Here is a 22,283-nt window from a genome sequence, read left to right on the forward strand (position 1 = left end):
GATCGAGGCCGGAGCGGCGGTCGAGGCCGGAGCGGCAATCGGGCGTCCCCGCCCTCGCCCCGGCCCCCTCACACGTATTCCGTGGGGATCACCGGCTCCCCGCGGGACAGCTGCGTCGCCGACATCGGCAGTCCCGCCCGCGCCGCTACGTGTCGCTCCCGCGCCGCGTCCAGTGGCTCACGGGCGATCACCTCACCGCCGCTGACCAGCTCGGCCAGCAGTTGCCGGTCGGCCAGCTCCGCCGGTACGGGACCGGTGCCGATCACCTCCGCCTCGGCCACCCCGTTCTTGTCCAGTCGGCGTGCCGCCCACTTGCGGCCGCCCACGGACGTCTTCGCGCCGAGCGACTTCTTGGCAACCGGACGCAGCGGTTCCGCGGGGTCGGTGGATAGTGCGCGGGCGACCAGCTTGTAGACCATCGAGCAGGTGGGCTGCCCGCTGCCGGTCACCAGCTGCGTGCCCACCCCGTACGCGTCGACCGGCGCCGCGGCCAGCGACGCGATCGCGTACTCGTCCAGATCCGACGTCACCACGATCTTCGTGCCGGTGGCGCCCAGCTCGTCCAGCTGCTGCCGCACCCGGTGCGCGACCAGCAGCAGGTCCCCGGAGTCGATCCGTACCGCACCCAGCTCGGTCCCGGCGACCTCGACCGCCGTACGGACCGCCTCGGCGACGTCGTACGTGTCGACCAGCAGCGTCGTGCCCCGGCCCAGTGAGTCGACCTGGGCCCGGAACGCGTCGCGCTCGGTGTCGTGGAGCAGCGTGAAGGCGTGGGCGCTCGTCCCGACGGTCGGGATGTTGTAGCGGAAGCCCGCGGCCAGGTCGGAGGTGGTGTTGAAGCCGCCGATGTACGCGGCACGCGCCGAAGCCACCGCGGACAGTTCATGGGTGCGTCGCGCACCCATCTCGATCAGCCCGCGCCCGCCCGCCGCGACGGACATCCGCGATGCCGCGGCGGCGATCGCCGAGTCGTGGTTGAGGATGGAGAGGATCACCGTCTCCAGCAGTACGCACTCGGCGAAGGAGCCCTCGACCCGCAGGATCGGCGAGCCGGGGAAGTACACCTCGCCCTCCGGGTAGCCCCAGATGTCACCACTGAAGCGGTAGTCGGCCAGCCAGGCGAGCGTGGGCCCGTCGACGATGTGGTGCTCGCGCAGGAAGGAGAGCATCTCGTCGTCGAAGTGGAAATTTTCCACCGCGTCCAGCACCCGTCCGATGCCCGCGACGACGCCGTAGCGCCGCCCCTCCGGCAGCCGGCGGGTGAACGCCTCGAAGACCGAGCGCCGGTCGGCCGTGCCGGCCTTCAGCGCGGCCTGCACCATCGTGAGCTCGTACTGGTCGGTGAAGAGCGCTGTCGACGGCACGCCGACCCGTCGCCCGAGGTCCGCTGAGTTCATGTTCCGGATGCTACCCCTATGTCGTCAGAGTGACGAGATCTCGGGTCGTTTATGCGATGACCCCTCCCGAGTGGCAGCATGGGGTGGGTGAGTGTCGCCCCCACAGAGATCGAGCGCCCCGAATCGGCCGAGGAGAGCCTCGTCGTCCCCGAGCCCGACGTCCCCTGGGTGACGTTGGTCCACAACGACCCGGTCAACCTCATGAGCTATGTGACCTATGTCTTCCAGGCCTACTTCGGCTACTCCAAGGACAAGGCCCACAAGCTGATGCTGGACGTCCACCGGAAGGGCCGTGCCGTCGTCTCCAGCGGCAGTCGCGAGGAGATGGAGCGCGATGTCCAGGCCATGCACGGCTACGGGCTGTGGGCCACCCTCACACAGGACCGCAATTAGACCGATCCTCCCTCTGCCCCGCCCGACCCACCATCGGAGTAAACCCATGGCCGGCCACTTCGAGGCCACCCCCGGCGGCGGCGCGGCCGTCGCGCTCGACGAGGTGGAGATCGCGATTCTGCGCTCCCTCGCCGTCCAGCTGCTGGAACTGATCGGCCCCGGCGACGAACGCGCCGAGGGCGAGGACCCGCTCGCCGCCCTCTTCGCCGAGGGGCCCAGCGAACCGCCCACCGACCCTGCGCTGGCCCGGCTCTTCCCCGAGGCGTACGGCAACGAGGACAGCGAACTGCGCGCCGCTTCCGCCGAGTTCCGCCGCTTCACCGAGAACGATCTGCGCACCCGCAAGCGCGATGACGCCCTCACCGTCGTACGCACCCTGGACGCCCTCTCCATCGCCGGGGACGGCAGCGCCGTGCTGGAGCTCACCGGCGACGAATGCCGTAAGTGGCTCGGCGCCCTCAATGACCTCCGGCTCACCATCGGCACCCGCCTGGAGGTGTCCGACGACGACGAGGACGAGGCCGACTCGCTCTACCGGCTTCCCGACAGCGACCCGCGCAAGCCGATGGTCATGGCCTATCTCTGGCTCGGTGCGCTTCAGGAAACCCTCGTGGAAACCCTGATGCCGTAGTCCCCGCGCACGCGGGATTCCCGAGTACGCGCGCCTTGTGTTCGCTCAACGGTCGCTCAAACCCGAATGACGATCCCGTCACCCGAACGGTCTTTTTTGCAGCGGCTGGAAAGCCTTGTCCGCTTCTTCCTGTGGTGTGCGCCACATAATGTCCGGTGGATCGCCCGTGTGCCCGTGAAAAACCTTCACGACCACGTGGGGAAGCCACCCCTGTTTCCGAGGGCGCTACAGGCCGGTGACCGCCGGCGGCACTCCATCCATATCCGGGGGATCAGGACCGGATCCGCAGCCTCGACGGCGCGGAGCGGCGTGGAGAGAGGCGCAGCACATGACATCGGCGCAGGTCGACGAGGGACAGGGTGGCCGCAAGGCCGCAGCGGTCGCGGATGCCGAAACGGCGGGCGAGGGATACCGGCGGGCCCTCGGTGCCCGCCAGATCCAGATGATCGCCATCGGCGGGGCCATCGGCACGGGCCTCTTCCTCGGCGCGGGAAAGGCGATCGCCAAGGCCGGCCCCAGTCTCATCCTGGCTTATGCCGTCGCGGGCCTGGTGATCTTCTTCATCATGCGGGCCCTGGGTGAACTCCTCATGTACCGCCCGGTGTCGGGTTCCTTCTCGGAGTACGCCCGCGAATTCGTCGGCCCCTTCGCCGGCTTTGTCACCGGCTGGACCTACTGGCTGTTCTGGGTCGTCACCGGAATCACCGAAGTCACCGCGGCCGCCCAGTACATGACATTCTGGTTCGACATTCCCCCATGGGTGTCGGCGCTGATCTTCACGGTCATCCTTTACGGCGTGAACCTGATCTCCGTAAAGCTCTTCGGGGAACTCGAATTCTGGTTCTCGATGGTCAAGGTGACCGCCATCGTCGGCATGATCCTCATCTGTGCCGGAATTCTCACCCTCGGCTTCTCCGACGCCGGGGACACCGCGTCCGTCACCCACCTCTGGGCCGATGGCGGCTTCTTCCCCAAGGGCATCGGCGGCACGCTGATGACCCTGCAGATCGTGATGTTCGCCTTCCTCGCCGTCGAACTCGTCGGCGTCACCGCGGGCGAGTCCAAGGACCCGAAGACCGTCCTGCCCAAGGCCATCAATACCGTGCCGTGGCGCATCGCCGTCTTCTACGTCGGCGCCCTCATCATGATTCTTTCCGTGGTCCCGTGGACCGAGTTCCAGCCCGGCATCTCGCCGTTCGTCGCCGCCTTCCAGAAGATGGGCCTCGGCGTCGGCGCCGGCATCGTCAACTTCGTCGTGCTGACCGCGGCCCTCTCCTCCTGCAACTCCGGCATGTACTCCACCGGCCGCATGCTCCGCGACCTCGCGCTCAACGGCCAGGGCCCGAAGTTCTTCACCAGACTGACGAGGAACGGCACCCCGCTCATCGGCACCACCTTCTCCGCCGCCCTGATGCTTGTCGGCGTCTGGATCAACTACCAGTGGCCCGGCGACGCCTTCACCTACGTCGTCTCCTTCGCCACCATCTCCGGCATGTGGGCCTGGATCATGATCCTCATCTGCCAGATCCGCTACCGCGCCCTCGCCGACCGCGGTGTGCTCCCGCAGTCCACCTTCCGGGCCCCCGGCGCCCCGTACACCAGCGTCTTCGCACTGGCCTTCATCGGCCTGGTCATCGTGATGATGGGCATCGACAAGGACACCAGGGTCTCGCTGTACTGCGCTCCGCTCTGGGCGGTGATTCTCGGCGTCTCGTACCTGGTGCTCAAGGCCCGTAACCCCGAGAACAAGGCCTTCGCGAAGAACTGAGACCACGGCCGCACGAGGCCCCACCCACCCCTGAACCGTCCTCGGACGACCGGCCGCCGCAACGGCCGCGTCCACCATGCGGGCCCCGGCGTACCACACCTCGGTACACCGGGGCCCGCATGCCTATCCTGGGCGCCATGCTGACCATCACCCAGGCGCTCTACGACCAGATCGTCGCGCACTCCCGCGCCGACCACCCCGACGAGGCGTGCGGCGTGGTCGCGGGCCCGGCCGGAACCGGCCGCGCCGAACGGTTCATCCCCATGCTCAACGCCGCCCGCTCACCCACCTTCTACGAGTTCGACTCGGGCGACCTCCTCAAGCTCTACCGCGAGATGGACGACCGCGACGAGGAGCCGGTGATCGTCTACCACTCCCACACCGCGACCGAGGCCTACCCCTCCCGCACCGACGTCACGTACGCCAACGAACCCGGCGCCCACTACGTCCTCGTCTCCACCGCGGACACCGACGACGCGGGCCCCTTCCAGTTCCGCTCGTACCGCATCGTGGACGGCGAGATCACCGAGGAGGACGTCGAGGTCGTCGAGGCGTACGAGGCTGCCTGACCTCCTCGAACCGCCCGACCCCGGCACTCCACCGACCGGACGGGACCGGGCCCACCGCGGGCCCGTCCACCTGTCGAACGCCAGCCATCCATCAGGTGAGATCACATTCCGGATCACGGACCGGGAATCGATACGATGACCGCATGGTTCCCCATGACGTGAGCGACAGGACGCCGGGCACGCTGCTCGTGGCGCGGTTGCACGTCGACCTGTGCAGGCTCTCCAGCGCGATCTGTACGAGCCGCCTGCCCGCCGGCCGCAAGGCCTGAGCCGGGCTCGCGGCCCGAGCACCACACGTACGCACCAACCCCCGCGCGGGGGCAGAGCCGCGCGCTCTGCGCCACCTCTCCGCTTTCGACAGGAGCCCACGCCATGGCCATCGAGGTCCGCATTCCGACCATCCTCCGCACCTACACCGACGGCGCCAAGACCGTCGCGGGCAACGGGGAGACCCTCGCCGACCTCTTCACGGACCTGGACAGCCGCCACAACGGCATCCGTGAGCGCATCGTCGACGGCAATGAACTCCGCCGCTTCGTGAACGTCTACCTCAACGACGAGGATGTCCGTTTCCTCGACGGCATCTCCACCAAGCTCAGCGACGGCGACAGCGTCACCATCCTCCCGGCCGTCGCCGGCGGCATGAACTGATGCGGTACGACAGCCCGCTCGCCGCAGTGGGCAACACCCCGCTCGTCCGCCTGCCGCGGCTGTCACCGTCGGACGACGTCCGGATCTGGGCCAAGCTGGAGGACCGCAACCCCACCGGCTCGATCAAGGACCGCCCCGCGCTCCACATGGTCGAACGGGCCGAGAAGGACGGCCGGTTGACCCCCGGCTGCACGATCCTGGAGCCCACCAGCGGCAACACCGGCATCTCGCTCGCCATGGCGGCCAAGCTCAAGGGCTACCGCATCGTGTGCGTCATGCCGGAGAACACCTCCCAGGAACGGCGCGACCTGCTCGCCATGTGGGGTGCCGAGATCATCTCCTCCCCGGCGGCGGGCGGCTCCAACACGGCCGTACGCGTCGCCAAGGAGCTGGCCGCCGAGCACCCCGACTGGGTCATGCTCTACCAGTACGGCAACCCGGACAACGCAGGTGCCCACTACGCCACCACCGGCCCGGAGATCCTCACCGACCTCCCGTCCGTCACCCACTTCGTGGCGGGTCTCGGCACCACCGGCACCCTCATGGGTGTCGGCCGCTACCTGCGCGAGCACAAACCCGACATCAAGATCGTCGCCGCCGAGCCGCGCTACGACGACCTGGTCTACGGGCTCCGCAACCTCGACGAGGGCTTCGTGCCCGAGCTCTACGACGCCTCGGTCCTCACCACCCGCTTCTCCGTCGGCTCGGTGGACGCCGTCACCCGTACTCGCGAACTCCTCCAGCGGGAGGGCATCTTCGCGGGCGTCTCCACCGGTGCCGCACTCCACGCCGCGATCGGGGTGGGAAACAAGGCCGTCAAGGCGGGGGAGTCGGCCGACATCGTCTTCGTCGTCGCGGACGGCGGCTGGAAGTACCTGTCGACGGGCGTCTACACGGCCCCGACGACGGAAGCGGCCATCGAAACGCTGCACGGCCAGCTCTGGGCGTAGCCCGTACCGAATCGCCGGACGGGCCGGAAGATCAGGCCCGCCCGGTGACCGGGGAGCAGGGTCCGGGGCGGAGCCCCGGTCACGGGAAGGGGCGGGCAGGGGACCAGCCCGCCGCGGGCGCCCGTCCCGCCCGCCGGCCCGGGACATCGCTCAGGACGTGTGGTTCGACGTGGCTAGGGAGACACCAAGCCGTTCATGGCCGCGCTCTCACCCCCCGCCCCCACCGCCTCCCCGCCCCACCTCACCCAAGGCCCCGCACCCGCTCCCACACCCCCGGATCCACCACCCCCACCCGCCGCCGGAACCCCCGCACGGCAACCTCCCGCAACTCATCCGTCTCCAGGAAGCTCGCCCGCCCCCGCGCATCCGCCACCGTCCCCGCAGGCAGTGCGATCACCCCGGGCCGCTCCTCAGGATGCTTGCTGGTGATCTTCGCGACCACCGCCGAGTCACCCCGTACCGACAACACCAGACAGGGCCGGTCCTTCGCCCCGGGCCCGTCCTCGTACGGCACCTCGGCCCACCAGATCTCACCCGGCCGCGGCCCGCGCTCCGGTCCCGGCCCGCGTCCCGGCCCCGCCGGCGGACGTGTCCGCCCGCCCGGACGCCCGCCGGAGCGCTTACCCGCCGACCTGCCGAAGCGGCCCCGCGGCCGTTGCTCGCCCCGCCACCGCCCATCGGCGAGCGCCACCACGAGCGCGAGCAGGACGACAACGGCAAACGCGATCCACCACCAGGACATGTCCATGTCTCGACCGTACCGACGTCCCCGCCTCTTCCATCGAACCGGTGACAGAGCAGGTGAGTTCCCCCACAACGGACGGCCGTGGAGGAGCGACCGGCTGTTTCGCGCCTTAGGCTCGACGAACCGTTCAACAGACCGCACGAACCCTCCCCGTTCCCACGTCTCGGAGGTTCACGCTTCATGAAGCTCACCGTCGTCGGCTGCTCCGGCTCGTTCCCGTCCGCGGGATCAGCGTGTTCGAGCTACCTCGTAGAGGCCGACGGCTTCAGGCTGCTCCTCGACATGGGCAACGGAGCCCTCGGCGAGCTGCAGCGCCATGTCGGTCTCTACGACCTCGACGCCATCTTCCTCAGCCACCTCCATGCCGATCACTGCATCGACATGTGCGCGTACTTCGTCGTCCGCTACTACCGGCACGACGGGGGCCGTCCCAGCCCCATCCCGGTCTACGGCCCCGACGGCACCGAGCAGCGGCTGACCACCGCCCACGCCGACACCCCGTCCGAGCGGGCGATGAGCGAGGTCTTCGACTTCCACACGCTGAAGCCCGGCTCGTTCGAGATCGGCCCCTTCTCGGTCCGTACGGAGAAGGTCTGCCACCCCGTCGACTCCTACGCCATCCGGATCGAGCACGGCGGACGCTCGCTCACGTACTCCGGTGACACGGGTCCCTGCGAAGCCTTGGGCGAACTTGCCGAGGGCGTCGATCTGTTCCTCTGCGAAGCGTCGTTCACCCATGGCAAGGAGGACATCCCGGACCTCCATCTCAACGGCCGTGAGGCGGGCGGGGTCGCTGCCCGCGCCGGAGTGGGACGGCTCGTCCTCACCCACATCCCGCCGTGGACCGACGCCGACCGCAACCTGGCCGATGCCCGCCTGCTCTACGGCGGGCCGGTGGCGGTGGCGGCACCGGGCGCGGTCTACGAGATCTAGCCGTACCGCACATCCGGTGCACGACGAGGCCCTCACCTTCTTACCGGGAAGGCGAGGGCCTCGTCGTGCACCGGATGAGGCCGCGCTGGTACAGGCCGGTTGAGGTGCGGTGCGTAACCCGCCCGGAAGGCAGGGCGCCAGTGATCGTCGTCGTTGGGAACGGTCCAGTTGCCCGCCCGAGAAGCTGGGCAAAACGTGCGTTACCGTGACGAAACGGACCCAGGGTGGGCCGTCGCATGCATGTGAACAACCAGGGAGAAGGCCATGGCCAGCAAGGCTGAGAAGATCGTCGCCGGGCTCGGCGGTATCGAGAACATCGACGAGATCGAAGGCTGCATCACGCGCCTCCGCACCGAGGTGCACGACCCCGGCAAGGTCGACGAAGCCGCGCTCAAGGCCGCCGGAGCCCACGGTGTCGTCAAGATGGGCACTGCCATCCAGGTCGTCATCGGCACCGACGCCGACCCCATCGCCGCCGACATCGAAGACATGATGTGACCGGCCGCCGGACCTGAGCCGAACGGCTCAGCACCCCGCAGGCCCCGACCACCCGGACGGGGCCTATGCCGCACCCGAACGGGCGCCACCCTTCACCCGATAAAGTCGACACCATGTCTCGTATCGACGGCCGCACCCCCGAACAGCTCCGCCCCGTCACCATCGAACGCGGATGGAGCAAGCACGCCGAAGGCTCCGTACTCATCTCCTTCGGCGACACCAAGGTCTTCTGCACCGCCTCCGTCACCGAAGGCGTCCCCCGCTGGCGCAAGGGCAGCGGCGAAGGCTGGGTCACCGCCGAATACTCCATGCTGCCCCGCTCCACCAACACCCGGGGCGACCGCGAATCCGTACGCGGCAAGATCGGCGGCCGCACCCACGAGATCAGCCGGCTCATCGGCCGCTCCCTGCGCGCCGTCATCGATTACAAGGCCCTCGGCGAGAACACCATCGTCCTCGACTGCGACGTCCTCCAGGCCGACGGCGGCACCCGCACCGCCGCCATCACCGGCGCCTATGTCGCCCTCGCCGACGCCGTCACCTGGGCCCAGCACAAGAAGCTCGTCAAGCACGGCCGCAAGCCCCTGACCGACACCGTCTCCGCGATCAGTGTCGGCATCGTCGACGGCACCCCCCTCCTCGACCTCTGCTACGAGGAGGACGTCCGCGCCGAGACCGACATGAACGTCGTCTGCACCGGCGACGGCCGCTTCGTCGAAGTCCAGGGCACCGCCGAGGCCACCCCCTTCGACCGCAAGGAACTGGGCGCCCTCCTCGACCTCGCCACCGCAGGCTGCGCAGACCTCACCGTCTTCCAGAACGACGCCCTCGCCCGCACCCTCGGCGAGTAGTTCCCCGCTCGACGCGGGTGAAGAAGCAACCAAGTACGCACCACAGCGCGTCGTTACGAACACGGGCGCACGGGTCGAACCGTGCGCCCGTCCGCGTATCCGCATCCGGGGAGGAACCGAACCATGGCCAAGGCCGCCCGCCACCGCCGCATCACCGTCGCGCTGACCCTGACCGCCGTCACCCTCACCGCGGCAGTCGGCTGCGGCGCCGTGGACACGGCACTCGACTGTGTCCGCACCGCCGACGCCATCGCCACCAGCGTCGACAACCTCCAGCAGGCTGTCTCCAACGCCTCGAACGATCCCACCCAGGCGTCCGAAGCCCTCGACGACATCGAGAAGGAACTCGGCAACCTCGGCGACAAGACCGACAACGCCGACCTCAGCAAGGCCGTCGACGACCTCCGGTCCGGCGTCGGTAACGTCCGCGACTCCATCGACAAGGGCGACGCCACCCCCGACATCACCCCGGTCACCGACGCCGCCACGGAAATCGGCAAGGTCTGCACGCCCTGACCACCCCCGATACTGGGTGACATGACCCGCCTCATCCTCGCCACCCGCAACGCCGGGAAGATCAACGAACTCCGCGCGATCCTCGCCGACGCAGGCCTCACCCATGAACTCGTCGGCGCGGAGGAGTACCCCCACGTCCCCGACGTCAAGGAAACCGGTGTCACCTTCGCCGAGAACGCCCTCCTCAAGGCCCACGCCCTCGCCGAGGCCACCGGCCACCCCGCCATCGCCGACGACTCCGGCCTCTGCGTGGACGTACTCGGCGGTGCCCCCGGCATCTTCTCCGCCCGCTGGGCCGGCACCCACGGCGACGACCGGGCCAACCTGGACCTTCTCCTGGCCCAGCTTGCCGACATCGACAACCCCCACCGCCGGGCCCACTTCGCCTGCGCGGCAGCCCTCGCCCTCCCCGACGGCACGGAACGCGTGGTCGAGGGCCGCCTGACGGGCACCCTGCGCCACACCCCGTCCGGCACGAACGGCTTCGGCTACGACCCGATCCTCGAGCCGGAGGGCGACACCCGCACCTGCGCGGAACTGACCCCGGCGGAGAAGAACGCGATCAGCCACCGGGGCAAGGCGTTCCGGGCGCTGGTGCCGGTGGTGCGGGAGCTGGTGGGGTGAGACCAAGAAGAGGTCGTCGTCTTCGAGACGAAGGCGACGACCTCTTCTTACCTGTGGGCCCGGTGGGACTCGAACCCACGACACACCGGACCTAAACCGGCGCCCTCTAGGCCAGCTGGGGTACGGACCCTCGGACCCCACTCTACTGTGCGCCGTGGCGTCGCTTCGAGAAGGTTTCGGTCGTCCGGGTCCGTCGTCGGCGGGTTCAGCTTTCAGATGCTGAGATCTTTGATGATCTTGGCTACGTGGCCGGTGGCCTTGACGTTGTAGAGGGCCCGTTCCACCTTGCCCTCTTCGTCGACGACGATTGTGGAGCGGATGACGCCGGTCACTGTTTTGCCATAGAGCTTCTTCTCGCCGAAGGCGCCGTACGCCTCAAGGGTCTCCTTGGAGGGGTCGCCGACCAGAGTGACCTTGAGGCTTTCCTTCTCGCGGAACTTGGCGAGCTTCTCGGGCTTGTCGGGGGAGACGCCGATGACGTCGTATCCGGCGCCGGCCAGCAGGTCGAGGTTGTCGGTGAAGTCGCAGGCCTGCTTGGTGCAGCCGGGGGTGAGGGCGGCCGGGTAGAAGTAGACGATGACCTTGCGGCCCTTGTGGTCGGCGAGCGAGATCTCGTTGCCGTCGGCGTCGGGGAGGGTGAAGGCGGGGGCGGTGTCGCCGGGCTGGAGTCGCTCGCTCATGGTTCTCCTCAGGTGGTACATGGGGTGTACGGGACCGAGCGTAATAGGGGTGCCGCCGGGTGAGTGGTCGGTCGAGCTGACAGACTGTCGATGAAGGTTTACCGGACGAGAACCACGGAGGCGGCGCAGTGTCGGATGCCAGGACCCCTGCGCAGATCGAGGCGGACATCATCAGCAGGCGTGAGCAGCTCGCGGTGGTGCTCGATGAGATCGGGGTGCGCATGCACCCGAAGACGATCATGGGTGATGCGAAGGCCAAGGCCGCCGAGGCCGTGGACCGGACGGCCGGGCGGGCTTTTGTCGCGGTGAACCGGACGGTGTCGGACATGAAGGTGCAGTTTGTGTCCGAGGACGGTGCTCCGCGTCTGGAGCGGGTGGTTCCGGCGGCGATGCTCGCGGTGGGTGTGGTGGGTCTGCTCGTGGTGTCGAAGCGGCGCCGGAAGAGTTGATGCGGACGCCCGTGGACCCCGGAGGCGTGCGGAGCCTCGGTGGGCAGGTAGGTTGCGGGGCGTGAGCGAGAACACCGACGACAAGCTGCCCATCCGCATGCTGCATGACCGTGTGCTGGTCCGGTCCGATACGCCGGAGGGCGAGCGGCGTTCCGGCGGCGGCATTCTGATTCCGGCGACGGCCGCGGTCGGCCGCCGACTGGCCTGGGCCGTGGTGGTTGCCGTGGGGCAGAACGTGCGGACGGTGGAGCCCGGCGACCGCGTGCTGTACGACCCCGAGGACCGTGCGGAGGTCGAGGTGCGGGGTGTGGCGTACGTGCTGATGCGCGAGCGGGATCTGCATGCGGTGGCGGCGGACCGGTTCGAGGGGTCGGTGGATTCGACCGGCCTGTATCTGTAGATCTGCGGGCCGTCCGCGGCAGTGACCGACGTAAGGCCTGGTGACCAGTGTCACCAGGCCTTTTACCTGTTCTTTGCTACGGTTGAGTGACCCCCGACGAGACGCGCCGTACCGGGATATGCAAAGACGACGCACCCCCTGTTGTTCGCGTGTTCTGTCTTGTCGGAGGTGCTGTCGTGGCGTGGGTTCTGCTGATTGTCGCCGGTCTGCTGGAAGTGGCCTGGTCGATCGGGTTGAAGTACACCGAGGGGTTCACCCGGCTGTGGCCGAGTGTGTTCACGGGTCTCGGGATCGTGATGAGCATGGTGTTGCTGTCCCAGGCCGCCAAGACGCTGCCGATCGGTACGGCGTACGGCGTGTGGGTCGGTATCGGTGCCGCCGGTGCGGCGCTGCTCGGCATGGTGGTGCTCAATGAGCCGGTGACCGCAGCCCGAATATTCTTCATCTGTCTGCTGCTGGTGGCCGTCGTGGGGCTGAAGGTGACCTCGGGTCACTGACGCGGTGCCGGGGTGCCCGAGGGGCCCGGGAGGAAGTCGTAGCCGCCCTCGCCGCCGTTGTCGCTGCCGCGGGGCCCGCCGATCTCCACGCCGCCGTTGTCGCTGCCGCGGGGCCCGCCGTTCTCCACGCCGTTGATTCCGCCGCCGTTCTCCGTTCCGCCGACGGTTGGGCTGCCGGTGTTCGTGCCACCGGTGGCGGGTTCGCTGCTCCCGGGACTCGTCGGGCTGCCGGGCGGGGTGCTCCCGGGACTGCTGGGCGGGGCGCTGGAAGGGGGCTGGGACGGTGCCTCGGTGTAGCCGGGGCTGGTGTTCTGCCCGGTGGGCGGTGCGGTCTCGTCGGCGCCTTCTTCGAGGATGAGGTCGAAGTCCTCGACGGCGGTGCCGCGCAGGGCGGCCTCGGTGTACTGGGCCCAGGTCTCGGCGGGTGCGCCGCCGCCGCCGATGCGGGCCAGTCCGAGTGCTCCGTAGAGCGGTTTCTGCACGCCGGTGTCGGGGTCCTGGCCCATGATGGCGATGACGGTGGTGAGGTCGGTCGTGTAGCCGGCGAACCAGGCCGCCTTGTCCTCCTCGGCGGTGCCTGTCTTGCCCGCGGCGGGACGGTCGGCGCCCTGGGCGGCGGTGCCGGTGCCGTCCTCGACGACGCTGCGGAGGATCGAGGTGGTGGTGTCGGCGGCCTCGCGGCTGACGGCCCGTTCGGTGTGCCTGGAGGGAAGGTCCAGGTCCTCGCCGCCCTTGCTGATCCTGTCGACGAGGGTGTACGCGCTGTGCCTGCCGTGGTTGGCGAGGGTGGCGTACGCCTCGGCCATGTCGAGGACGCTGGCGGTGGCGACGCCGAGAGCGACGGACGGTGATGCGGTGAAGTCGGGGGTGTTCTCGGGGATGCCGAGGTCGATGGCGGTCCGCTTGACCATGCCGGGGCCGACGTCCTCGGCCATCTGGGCGTAGACGGCGTTGACGGACTTGTCGGTGGCGGTGCGGACGGTGATGGGTCCGTAGCTGACGTCGTCCTCGTTGGCGGGGGCGTATCCGGTGGGGCCGTCGGGGCCCTGAACCATGCGTTTGTTGGTGCCGTCGTACACGGTGTTGGGGGTGATGCGCCGACCGTCCTGGGTGATGGAATTGTTGGCGACGGCGGAGGTGAAGACGAACGGCTTGAAGGTGGAGCCGACCTGGTAGTCGCGGCGGGTCGCGTTGTTCACGTACTGCTTGGTGTAGTCGACGCCGCCGTACATGGCGACGACCCGGCCGGTGGCGGAGTCGATGGAGGCGCCGCCGACGCGGATGTTGCGATCGACCTCGCGGTCCGTGCTCGTCTGGGACATGACGTTGTCGTCGACGGCTTTGACGAGCGCGTTCTGTTTTTCCTTCTCCAGTGTGGTGGTGATCCGGTAGCCGCCGGTGGCCAGGGTGTTCTCGTCGATGACCTGGTTGCCGGTGAGGTAGTCCTCGACGGCCTGGACGATGTAGCCGCGTTGTCCGGCGAGCCCGGTGGACGGCTTCACCTTGCCGGGTACCGGGAACTCCATGGCGGCGCGTTCGCCGGGGCTGAGCCACTTCTCCTTGACCATGCCGTCGAGTACGTAGTTCCAGCGCGCGAGGACCGAGGCCTTGTTCTCGGGGTGGACGACGACGTCGTACGCGCTGGGGGCGTTGAGCAGGGAGGCGAGGTAGGCGCCCTCGGCGGTGGTGATGTCGCCGATGTCCTTGCCGTAGTAGGCCTGCGCGGCGGCCTGGATGCCATAGGCGTTGCGGCCGAAGTAGCTGGTGTTGAGGTAGCCCTCGAGGATCTGGCTCTTGGACTGCTCGCGGTTGAGTTTGACCGCGATGAAGAACTCCTTGATCTTGCGGACGATGGTCTGTTCCTGGCCGAGGTAGTAGTTCTTGACGTACTGCTGGGTGATGGTCGAGCCGCCCTGTTTGCCCTTGCCGGTGAGGGTGTTCCAGGCGGCGCGGGCCATGGCTGTGAGGTCGACGGCCCGTTCGGAGTAGAAGTCGCGGTCCTCGGCGGCGAGGACCGCGTGCTGGACGGTGAGCGGGACCTGGGCGAGCTCGACGTTCTCCCGGTTGACCTCGCCCGAGCGGGCGATGACGCTGCCGTCCTTGTAGAGGTAGACGTTGGACTGCGCGGTGGCGCTGACGTTGGCGGGCGGGATGTCGACGAGCTGGTATCCGGCGATGAAGCCGCCGATGAGGAGCAGCGCGACGGCGAGGACGGTGCCGAGGACCATGCGCCAGGTGGGGACGACGCGACGCCAGCCGGTGCGCTTGGGCTTCTGTCCCCTGCTGCCTTCGCCGGCCTGCTCTCCGCTGTGGCTGCCGTGGGCGGACGGGTCCCTGTAGGACCAGCCCCGGGGCTCGTGTCCCCCGTTCGGCTGCTGTGGCTCGTCGCTCATGTCTGTGCAGACTCCTCGGCCGCGGTCAGTTCCCCCATAGTGCCCTTTTCTGTGGAATAAGCGCCGGATCGACCCCCGAAAAGCGGTCGCGGCGGCCGTCTGGGCTGGACTAGGGTCTCGTGCTTTGGTGTCCAACGCCGTTGGGCGCCCGGGAGATGGGGGTGAATGCGGTGCGCCTGTACGCGGTGGTGGCGGCGGGAGGGTTCCGGCGCTACGCCACTTACCGGACCGCGACGGCGGCGGGAGTGTTCACCAACACTGTTTTCGGTTTCATCATGGCGTACGCCTGGGTGGCGCTGTGGGACGAGCGTTCGCAACTCGGCGGTTACGACATGTCCCAGGCGCTCACCTATGTGTGGCTGGGTCAGGCGCTGCTGATGACCTGCGCCATGATGGGCGGCGGTTTCGAGGACGAGCTGATCGAGCGGATCCGCACGGGCGATGTCGCGGTGGATCTCTACCGGCCGGTGGATCTCCAACTGTGGTGGCTGGCCAGCGACTTGGGGCGGGCGGCGTTCCATCTGGTGGGCCGCGGTATCGTGCCGATGCTGTTGGGCTCGCTCGCCTTCGATCTGGCGCTGCCCGCCTCGCCGGGGATCTGGCTGGCCTTTCTCGTCTCGGTGGCGCTCGGTGTCGTGGTCAGTTTCGCGATCCGCTATCTGGTGGCGCTGTCCGCGTTCTGGCTGCTGGACGGGGCGGGAGTGTCGCAGATGACGGCCCTGGCCGGGATGTTCTTCTCCGGGATGCTGCTGCCGCTGACGCTGTTCCCCGGGGCGCTGGGCGATGTGGCGCGGGTGCTGCCGTGGTCGTCGCTGCTCCAGGTGCCGGCCGATGTGCTGCTCGGCAAGAGCACGGGGTGGGGGCTGGTGGAGGCGTACGTCTTCCAGGGCGGCTGGGCGCTGACGCTGCTGTTCGCGGGGCGGTTGGTGCAGTCGGTGGCGACGAGGAGGGTGGTGGTCCAGGGTGGCTGAAACGGCCGGTGCGGTGAAGGTGGCCGAGGCGGCGGACACGCCCGAGGTGGTGTTCGTCGAGCGGTCGAGGCTCGTCGAAGGGGTCCGGGCGTACGGGCTGATCGTGGCGATGTGGCTGCGCTCGACGATGGCGTACCGCGCCTCGTTCGCGATGACGGCGTTCGGGAACTTCGCGGTGACCGCCTTCGACTTCGTCACGATCCTGCTGATGTTCCAGCACGTGGACGCGCTGGGTGGTTACACGCTGGCGGAGATCGCGCTGCTGTACGGGGCCTCGGGTACCGCGTTCGGTCTTGCCGACCTGGTGATGGGCTCGATGGGCCGACTGGGGCGGCGGGTGCGCGACGGCACGCTGGACACGCTGCTGGTACGGCCGGCGCCGGTGCTCGCCCAGGTCGCGGCGGACCGGTTCGCGTTGCGCAGGTTGGGGCGGATCACCCAGGGGGCGCTGGTCCTCGGGTACGCGCTGGTGACGCTGGACATCGCGTGGACTCCGCTGAAGGTGGCGATGATTCCGATGATGCTGCTGAGCGGGGCGGCGATTTTCGCGGCGGTGTACGTGGCCGGGGCGGCGTTCCAGTTCGTCTCGCAGGACGCCTCCGAGGTGCAGAACTCCTTCACGTACGGAGGGAACACGCTGCTCCAGTACCCGCCGTCGATCTTCGCGAAGGACCTGGTGCGCGGGGTGACGTTCGTGGTGCCGCTGGCCTTCGTGAACTGGCTGCCCGCGCTGTATGTGCTGGGCCGGGACTACCCGCTTGCCCTGCCGGACTGGGTGGCGTTCCTGCCCCCGGTGGTGGCGGGCCTGTGCTGCCTGCTCGCGGGCCTGGCCTGGCGCTCGGGGCTGCGCGCGTACCGCAGCACGGGAAGTTGACGGAAAAACCGAGCAAGGCAAGGGCAAGGGCATCGAACATGAAAGCAAGGACAGGCACCGGAACCGAAACCGGAACCGAAACCGGCACCGAAACCGACATCGACACCGACCTCATCGTGCTCGACAACGTCGAAAAGGTCTTCGACGTGCGCCGCAAGACCGGCTTCATGCGCAGTGAACGCCGCCAGGTGCGGGCCGTCGACTCCATCAGCTTCCGCGTCCCGCGCGGCGAGATGGTCGGCTACATCGGCCCGAACGGTGCCGGGAAGTCGACCACGATCAAGATGCTGACCGGCATCCTCACCCCGAGCGGCGGCCGGCTGCGAGTGGCAGGCATCGACCCGTCCAGGGAGCGTACGAGGCTGGCGCACCGGATCGGTGTGGTGTTCGGCCAGCGCACCACGCTCTGGTGGGACCTGCCGCTGCGCGACTCGTACCGGCTGATGCATCGGATGTACCGGATTCCCGACGCCCGCTATCGGGAGAATCTGGATCGTTGTATCGAACTCCTCGATCTGGGCGAGCTGTTGGACGTACCCGTACGGCAGCTGTCGCTGGGTCAGCGGATGCGCGGCGACATCGCGGCGGCTCTGCTGCACGACCCCGAGGTGTTGTACCTGGACGAGCCGACGATCGGCCTGGATGTCGTTTCCAAGGCCAAAGTCCGCGGATTCCTGCGGGACTTGAACGTCGAGCGAGGTATGACCGTGCTGCTCACCACCCACGATCTGACGGACATCGAGCAGCTCTGCAAGCGCGTGATGGTGATCGACCACGGCCGGCTGATGTACGACGGGACGCTCGCCGGACTCCACGAGGTGGGCGAGAGCGAGCGGACGCTGGTGGTCGATCTGGATCGTCAACTCCCCCCGATCCAGTTGGAGTCGGCACCCTCGGTCCGTACTGTGAAGGTGGAGGGGCCGCGCCAGTGGCTGGCCTTCCCGGCCTCGGATTCGGCCGCGCCGCTGGTCGCCCGGATCGCGGCGGACTACCCGCTGGTCGACCTTTCTGTGCGGGAGCCCGACATCGAGGCTGTGATCGCGAAGATGTACGCGTCGGTCGGCGACATGTAGATCGGTGACGGAAGCGTACGCGTTCAATAGGCTGTGCGGTATGACAAGTGACCTGCCGGACATGCGTGCTTCCGATGCCGAGCGTGAGAGTGTTGCCGAGACCCTGCGCGAGGCGGTGGCCGAAGGTCGGCTGGAGATGGAGGAGTTCGAGCAGCGGCTCGAAGCGGCCTACAAGGCGCGTACGCATGGGGAGTTGGAACCGCTCGTCCGCGACCTTCCGGCGCCGGGCACGGAAGTGGCCCCGTTGGGTTCGGCCCCGGTGCCGACCGGTTCGGCGGTGCGCTGGGCGGACCGCATCGGCAGGCCCGCCACGTCGAGCGGGGCGTTCGCGTTCTGGGGAGGGTTCAGCCGCCGGGGAAACTGGACGGTGGGCCGGAAGTTCACCGCGTTCGCGATGTGGGGCGGTGGCGAGATCGATCTCCGTGAGGCGAACTTCGAGGACCGCGAGGTGGTCATCCGCTGCGTCACGATCATGGGCGGTATCCAGGTGACGGTCCCGCCGGAGCTGAACGCCGACGTCAGGGGCATCGGCATCATGGGCGGCTTCGGTGAGCACGCGAAGGACGAGGGGATCGTGTCCCCGGGCTCCCCGCGGGTGCGGATCAACGGCTTCGCGCTGATGGGCGGTGTCGGAGTGGAGCGCAAGCGGAGCAAGGCGGAGAAGCAGCGGCTGAGGGACGCGGAGCGGACGCGGGGCCGACTGGAGAAAGGCCGGGGGCCGTCGGACCGGTCCGACGACTGAGCCACGACTGAGTCCGAGACGGCCACCGGCCGTCGACCACCGGCCGTCGACCACCGACCACCGGCCGTCGACCACCGACCACCGGCCGTCGACCACCGACCACCGGCCGTCGACCACCGACCACCGGCCGTCGACCACCGACCACCAGCCGTCGACCACCAGCCGTCGACCACCGGCCGTCGACATCCGGCCGTCGAACCGACTACCTGGCCACCGGCCGTCGTCACAGCTCGTCGGAGGCGGGCCCGTTGTTCCGCAGGGCAGAAAGGTCCACCAGTGAGCCCAGCCGCTGGTAGCCCGTGTCGTTCAAGTGGAGATGGTCGCCGGAGTCGTAGGCGGGCAGGAGCCGGGTCGGGTGGTACGGATCGCGGGCCGCTTCGTCGAAGTCGATGACCGAGTCGAAGATCCCGCCTGCCCGGATCAGCTCGTTGACCTGTTCCCGTACGGCGTTCTGCGCGGGTGTCCAGGTGCGGAACCCCTCGTACGGCATCAGCGTCGCCCCGACGACCCGCAGCCCGCGCGCGTGGGCCTGCCGGGTCATGGACCGCAGGGCGTCCGCGATGCGCTGCGCGTCGGTCTCCTGCGGGAACTGCTGTACGTCGTTGATGCCGAGCGCGATGACGACGGTCTTCACCCCGGCGACATCCAGTACGTCGCGGTCGAAGCGGGCGCTCGCCCGTACGCCGCGTCCGTCGCGCAGAATACGGTTGCCCGCGATGCCCGCGTTGACCACTCCGTACCGGCCGTGCAGCCGGTCGGCGAGCACGTCGGGCCAGCGGCTGTTCGCGTCGAGGGTGGAGCCGGTGCCCGCGGTGAGCGAATCGCCGATCACCGCGATCGTTCCGGCGGCGGTCTCGTTGCGTACGTCGACGGCGGTGAGGTAGCGCCAGTCGGTGGTGCGCCGGGTGCCCCGCTCGTCCTCCACGTACGACGTCTGGTGGGCGCCGGGGTGGATGGTGACGGGGCCCTCGGCCGCGGGGGTGCGCAGGGTGACGACAAGATCGGCGTCGGCGGCGACCGGGACGACGACCGGGTCGCTGACGATCTGCCCGCCCGCGGCGACGGTCGTGGCGGCGGCGCCCCGGAAGGTCACGGGGCGGCTGTTCACCGTGGCGTGGTCTATGACCAGCGGGTGCGTACCGAAGAGGTTGGAGAGGGTGATGCGGGCCGCGTCACCGCCGATACTGGTGTGCACGACGTTACGGATGGTGCGCCGGGTCAGGTCGCTGCCGTTGTACGTGTCGATCACGCCGACGGTGGGCGCCGCCGCCCAGGTGCCGGTCCAGAGGTCGGTGGAGCGGGCCGGTGCGGCGGGCGTACGGGCCACGGACCGCGGATCGGGTGCGGTGATCTGCTGCGACCGGGTGCCGGAGCCGGAGAAGAGCAGGGAGCCGGCGAACGCCACGCCGGCGGCGAGCGCGGTGGTGCCGGCCACGAGGGCGATGGGCAGGGCTGGCCCCTGGCGCCTGGGCATGGGTGGTGTGTCTCCTCGTGGTCGATCGGGCTGATCTCATGATGGGGCAGGGAAGGCGTCGGGAACTCGGCGTGTGGCCCGGGAGTAGGTCAGGTATGGACAATGCGTACGGGACACCGGGGGCGATGCGTACGCGGACGGGTGGAGCGGATGGAACGGATCGATCGGACCGGACCCGGGGAACAGGGTGTGGGGCAGCCGGGGCGTGCCCGGGAGCGGGCGGCGGGCGCGGCCCGTCCCGTGCCCGGTGGCCGCCCGGCCTCCCTGGCCTCGTTCGCGTACACCGCGGCGGACGAGGAGAAGCGGCGCGGCGTACGCCGGATGAAGGCCACGGCCACGGGCCTCCTTCTGCTGGTCGCGCTCGTGTACGTCCTCGCCACCTGGGCGAAGAACGCGGGTGTGGGTGGCTGGCCGGGCTTCGTCGCCGCGGCCGCCGAGGCGGGGATGGTGGGTGCGCTGGCCGATTGGTTCGCCGTCACGGCGCTGTTCAAGCGTCCGCTCGGCCTGCCGATTCCGCACACTGCCATCATCCCCACCAAAAAGGACCAGCTCGGAGCCTCTTTGGGTTCCTTCGTCGGCGAGAATTTTCTCTCCGGTGATGTCGTACGGAGCCGTATCCATGCCCTCGGTATCGGTGGCCGGCTCGGGGCCTGGCTCGCCGAGCCGGCTCACGCCGACCGGGTCACCGCCGAGCTGTCGACCGCGCTGCGCGGTGCGCTGACGGTGCTGCGGGACTCCGATGTGCAGGCGGTGGTGGCTGAGGCGATCACCCGGCGGGCCAATGCGGCGGAGATCGCCCCCGGCCTCGGCAAGATGCTGGAGAAGATCGTCGCCGACGGCGGCCACCGCAGGATGGTGGACCTGATCTGTGTGCGCGCCCACGACTGGCTGGTGCTGCACGGCGATTCGGTGATGGACGCGGTGCAGGGCGGGGCGCCGGGCTGGACGCCTCGGTTCGTCGACAAGCGGGTGGGGGAGCGGGTCTACAAGGAACTGCTGCGTTTCATCACGGAGATGCGGGACATGCCGGAGCACCCGGCGCGCGACGCGATCGACACCTTCCTGACGGACTTCGCGGCCGACCTCCAGACAGACTCCGACACCCGGGCGCGGGTCGAGCGGCTGAAGTCGGAGATTCTGGGGCGCGGTGAGGTCCAGGACGTCATCGCGTCGGCCTGGTCGTCGATGCGCACGATGATGATCGCGGCGGCGGAGGACGAGCAGAGCGAGCTGCGGCTGCGGGCGCGGGCCTCACTGCTGACGTTCGGCGCGCGGCTGGCGACGGACGGGCGGATGCAGGCCAAGCTGGAGGGCTGGCTGGAGGACGCGGCGGTCTATGTCGTCACGACGTACCGCGCGGAGATCACGTCGCTGATCAGTGACACGGTCGCGAGCTGGGACGCGGACCAGACGTCGAAGAAGATCGAGGCGCACATCGGCCGTGACCTGCAGTTCATTCGGATCAACGGCACGGTGGTGGGTGCGCTGGCGGGGCTGATGATCTATTCGGTGTCGTTGGCGCTGGGGGCGTAGGGCACGGGGTGTAAAGCACGGGGCGTAGGGCCCGGGAACCTTGAGGGTTCCGGGCCTTCCGCGTTCCTGGAGAGGGGCCGGTTCCCGGAGAGGGCTCCGGGTGCGTACCCGTCCTGCCGTGGGGATACGCACCCGGCTTACACGGGGGATGCCCTTGTATACGCTCCTGATCCCGCCCGCGTTCAACGCGTCCGGCAGATAATTTCCGGCAATCCGTACGCGATTCAGGCGGCCCGGCGGGTGACCGCCCAGGACGCGGCGGCCACGCCGCCCGCCACGGCGAAGACGGCGGGCCACGCGCCGATCTTCCTGGCCAGTGGGTGCGAGCCGGCGAACGCGGCGACATACGCGGTGGTCAGCCCGACGGCCGCGCGCGGTCCGGCCTGCCGGTTCCACTCGTACGCGGCGACGCTACCCGCGCCGGCCAGGGCGACCCCGCCCAGCGGTCGCTTCTTGGTCCACCGTGCGACGGCGTACCCGCCGACCAGCCCGCTCGCCGCCACCGCCGCTGCCGGAACCTTCGTCATCGCAGCCACCTCCGCCTTCTTGTCTGAGTTGTCCGGACGTGGAGCCCGGATCTTCGAGGCTAACGCGACGCCCGGGCTTTCTGCCGCCGAGGGAGTGCACATGCGTTTACCCCCTGAAGGGTGAACAGACGCGCACCCCTGTGC

Annotated in this window: 26 protein-coding genes, 1 tRNA gene and 1 riboswitch; of the genes, 20 read left to right on the forward strand and 7 right to left on the reverse strand. The window is 69.0% G+C overall.

Annotated elements, in window-relative coordinates:
- Positions 1-68 precede the first annotated feature (68 nt).
- Positions 69-1,397, reverse strand: coding sequence for a nicotinate phosphoribosyltransferase (locus ACZ3IC_RS18280; protein WP_467417379.1), 1,329 nt, complete (start codon positions 1,395-1,397; stop codon positions 69-71).
- A gap of 78 nt (positions 1,398-1,475) precedes the next feature.
- Between ACZ3IC_RS18280 and clpS the strand changes: the two genes are divergently transcribed.
- The 7 genes from clpS (at position 1,476) to ACZ3IC_RS18315 (ending at position 6,359) form a co-directional block, all read left to right on the forward strand.
- Positions 1,476-1,790 (forward strand): ATP-dependent Clp protease adapter ClpS, encoded by a 315-nt coding sequence (clpS, locus tag ACZ3IC_RS18285; RefSeq protein ID WP_467417381.1) that lies wholly within the window; start codon positions 1,476-1,478, stop codon positions 1,788-1,790.
- 46 nt (positions 1,791-1,836) lie between these two features.
- Positions 1,837-2,421 carry a DUF2017 domain-containing protein gene (locus ACZ3IC_RS18290; protein ID WP_467417383.1) on the forward strand — a complete coding sequence of 195 codons (585 nt, stop codon included), beginning with the start codon at positions 1,837-1,839 and terminating at the stop codon, positions 2,419-2,421.
- Positions 2,422-2,749: 328 nt separating this feature from the next.
- Positions 2,750-4,189 carry an amino acid permease gene (locus ACZ3IC_RS18295; RefSeq protein WP_467417384.1) on the forward strand — a complete coding sequence of 480 codons (1,440 nt, stop codon included), beginning with the start codon at positions 2,750-2,752 and terminating at the stop codon, positions 4,187-4,189.
- Positions 4,190-4,326: 137 nt separating this feature from the next.
- Complete coding sequence (locus tag ACZ3IC_RS18300) at positions 4,327-4,758, forward strand: M67 family metallopeptidase (protein WP_351201419.1); 432 nt, start codon at positions 4,327-4,329, stop codon at positions 4,756-4,758.
- A gap of 143 nt (positions 4,759-4,901) precedes the next feature.
- Complete coding sequence (locus ACZ3IC_RS18305; RefSeq protein ID WP_467417386.1) at positions 4,902-5,027, forward strand: putative leader peptide; 126 nt, start codon at positions 4,902-4,904, stop codon at positions 5,025-5,027.
- Between the two features lie 103 nt (positions 5,028-5,130).
- Positions 5,131-5,409 (forward strand): MoaD/ThiS family protein, encoded by a 279-nt coding sequence (locus ACZ3IC_RS18310; RefSeq protein WP_467417388.1) that lies wholly within the window; start codon positions 5,131-5,133, stop codon positions 5,407-5,409.
- Entirely contained in the window at positions 5,409-6,359 is a 951-nt protein-coding gene (locus tag ACZ3IC_RS18315) for a PLP-dependent cysteine synthase family protein (RefSeq protein ID WP_467417389.1), read from the forward strand. Before ACZ3IC_RS18310 ends, ACZ3IC_RS18315 begins: the two co-directional genes overlap by 1 nt.
- A 241-nt stretch (positions 6,360-6,600) precedes the next feature.
- Here the strand turns inward: ACZ3IC_RS18315 and ACZ3IC_RS18320 are convergent, their stop codons facing one another.
- Positions 6,601-7,107 carry a type II toxin-antitoxin system PemK/MazF family toxin gene (locus tag ACZ3IC_RS18320; RefSeq protein WP_467417391.1) on the reverse strand — a complete coding sequence of 169 codons (507 nt, stop codon included), beginning with the start codon at positions 7,105-7,107 and terminating at the stop codon, positions 6,601-6,603.
- A gap of 177 nt (positions 7,108-7,284) precedes the next feature.
- Between ACZ3IC_RS18320 and ACZ3IC_RS18325 the strand changes: the two genes are divergently transcribed.
- From ACZ3IC_RS18325 to rdgB, 5 genes are all read left to right on the forward strand, one after another.
- The gene (locus tag ACZ3IC_RS18325; RefSeq protein WP_467417392.1) at positions 7,285-8,037 is read left to right on the forward strand and encodes an MBL fold metallo-hydrolase; all 753 of its coding nucleotides are present in this window, start codon (positions 7,285-7,287) and stop codon (positions 8,035-8,037) included.
- A 264-nt stretch (positions 8,038-8,301) separates the two neighbouring features.
- Positions 8,302-8,535: a PTS sugar transporter subunit IIB gene (locus ACZ3IC_RS18330; protein ID WP_467417393.1), complete on the forward strand. Its 234-nt coding sequence runs from the start codon at positions 8,302-8,304 to the stop codon at positions 8,533-8,535.
- A 113-nt stretch (positions 8,536-8,648) separates the two neighbouring features.
- Positions 8,649-9,386: a ribonuclease PH gene (gene rph, locus ACZ3IC_RS18335; protein WP_467417395.1), complete on the forward strand. Its 738-nt coding sequence runs from the start codon at positions 8,649-8,651 to the stop codon at positions 9,384-9,386.
- A 123-nt stretch (positions 9,387-9,509) separates the two neighbouring features.
- Complete coding sequence (locus tag ACZ3IC_RS18340; protein WP_467417397.1) at positions 9,510-9,902, forward strand: hypothetical protein; 393 nt, start codon at positions 9,510-9,512, stop codon at positions 9,900-9,902.
- A 21-nt stretch (positions 9,903-9,923) separates the two neighbouring features.
- Positions 9,924-10,526 (forward strand): RdgB/HAM1 family non-canonical purine NTP pyrophosphatase, encoded by a 603-nt coding sequence (gene rdgB / locus ACZ3IC_RS18345; RefSeq protein WP_467417398.1) that lies wholly within the window; start codon positions 9,924-9,926, stop codon positions 10,524-10,526.
- A 54-nt stretch (positions 10,527-10,580) separates the two neighbouring features.
- Here rdgB and ACZ3IC_RS18350 read toward each other — a convergent pair.
- Both ACZ3IC_RS18350 and bcp read right to left on the reverse strand, forming a co-directional pair.
- Positions 10,581-10,656 (reverse strand) — tRNA-Leu (locus ACZ3IC_RS18350).
- An 82-nt stretch (positions 10,657-10,738) separates the two neighbouring features.
- Positions 10,739-11,206, reverse strand: a complete 468-nt coding sequence (bcp, locus tag ACZ3IC_RS18355; RefSeq protein WP_467417400.1) for a thioredoxin-dependent thiol peroxidase — start codon at positions 11,204-11,206, stop codon at positions 10,739-10,741.
- Between the two features lie 128 nt (positions 11,207-11,334).
- Between bcp and ACZ3IC_RS18360 the strand changes: the two genes are divergently transcribed.
- The 3 genes from ACZ3IC_RS18360 to ACZ3IC_RS18370 all read left to right on the forward strand — a co-directional run bounded on the left by ACZ3IC_RS18360 (position 11,335) and on the right by ACZ3IC_RS18370 (position 12,552).
- A complete protein-coding gene (locus ACZ3IC_RS18360) occupies positions 11,335-11,655 on the forward strand; it encodes a DUF3618 domain-containing protein (RefSeq protein WP_467417401.1) in 321 nt (106 codons plus the stop codon).
- A 61-nt stretch (positions 11,656-11,716) separates the two neighbouring features.
- The gene (locus ACZ3IC_RS18365; protein ID WP_030923137.1) at positions 11,717-12,055 is read left to right on the forward strand and encodes a GroES family chaperonin; all 339 of its coding nucleotides are present in this window, start codon (positions 11,717-11,719) and stop codon (positions 12,053-12,055) included.
- A gap of 70 nt (positions 12,056-12,125) precedes the next feature.
- Positions 12,126-12,191, forward strand: a riboswitch (guanidine-III (ykkC-III) riboswitch).
- Between the two features lie 40 nt (positions 12,192-12,231).
- A complete protein-coding gene (locus ACZ3IC_RS18370; RefSeq protein ID WP_467417403.1) occupies positions 12,232-12,552 on the forward strand; it encodes a DMT family transporter in 321 nt (106 codons plus the stop codon).
- Here ACZ3IC_RS18370 and ACZ3IC_RS18375 read toward each other — a convergent pair.
- Positions 12,546-14,945, reverse strand: a complete 2,400-nt coding sequence (locus tag ACZ3IC_RS18375; RefSeq protein WP_467417404.1) for a transglycosylase domain-containing protein — start codon at positions 14,943-14,945, stop codon at positions 12,546-12,548. The genes ACZ3IC_RS18370 and ACZ3IC_RS18375 overlap by 7 nt on opposite strands.
- Positions 14,946-15,115: 170 nt before the next feature.
- Here ACZ3IC_RS18375 and ACZ3IC_RS18380 point away from each other — a divergent pair, with 170 nt between their 5' ends.
- The 4 genes from ACZ3IC_RS18380 to ACZ3IC_RS18395 all read left to right on the forward strand — a co-directional run bounded on the left by ACZ3IC_RS18380 (position 15,116) and on the right by ACZ3IC_RS18395 (position 18,605).
- A complete protein-coding gene (locus ACZ3IC_RS18380) occupies positions 15,116-15,916 on the forward strand; it encodes an ABC transporter permease (protein WP_467417576.1) in 801 nt (266 codons plus the stop codon).
- Positions 15,909-16,790, forward strand: a complete 882-nt coding sequence (locus ACZ3IC_RS18385; RefSeq protein WP_467417406.1) for an ABC transporter permease — start codon at positions 15,909-15,911, stop codon at positions 16,788-16,790. The genes ACZ3IC_RS18380 and ACZ3IC_RS18385 overlap by 8 nt, the downstream gene beginning before the upstream one ends.
- Before the next feature lie 38 nt (positions 16,791-16,828).
- Entirely contained in the window at positions 16,829-17,863 is a 1,035-nt protein-coding gene (locus ACZ3IC_RS18390) for an ABC transporter ATP-binding protein (RefSeq protein WP_467417407.1), read from the forward strand.
- A gap of 61 nt (positions 17,864-17,924) precedes the next feature.
- The gene (locus ACZ3IC_RS18395; protein ID WP_467417578.1) at positions 17,925-18,605 is read left to right on the forward strand and encodes a DUF1707 SHOCT-like domain-containing protein; all 681 of its coding nucleotides are present in this window, start codon (positions 17,925-17,927) and stop codon (positions 18,603-18,605) included.
- Positions 18,606-18,828: 223 nt separating this feature from the next.
- Here the strand turns inward: ACZ3IC_RS18395 and ACZ3IC_RS18400 are convergent, their stop codons facing one another.
- Positions 18,829-20,079, reverse strand: coding sequence for an SGNH/GDSL hydrolase family protein (locus tag ACZ3IC_RS18400; protein WP_467417409.1), 1,251 nt, complete (start codon positions 20,077-20,079; stop codon positions 18,829-18,831).
- A gap of 150 nt (positions 20,080-20,229) precedes the next feature.
- On the opposite strand from ACZ3IC_RS18400, the gene ACZ3IC_RS18405 reads away from it, so the two are divergent.
- Complete coding sequence (locus ACZ3IC_RS18405) at positions 20,230-21,612, forward strand: DUF445 domain-containing protein (RefSeq protein ID WP_467417411.1); 1,383 nt, start codon at positions 20,230-20,232, stop codon at positions 21,610-21,612.
- 224 nt (positions 21,613-21,836) lie between these two features.
- Here ACZ3IC_RS18405 and ACZ3IC_RS18410 read toward each other — a convergent pair whose 3' ends face one another.
- Positions 21,837-22,139: a hypothetical protein gene (locus ACZ3IC_RS18410; protein ID WP_467417412.1), complete on the reverse strand. Its 303-nt coding sequence runs from the start codon at positions 22,137-22,139 to the stop codon at positions 21,837-21,839.
- Between the last annotated feature and the right edge of the window lie 144 nt (positions 22,140-22,283).

The organism is Streptomyces sp. NPDC002958 (assembly GCF_055563255.1).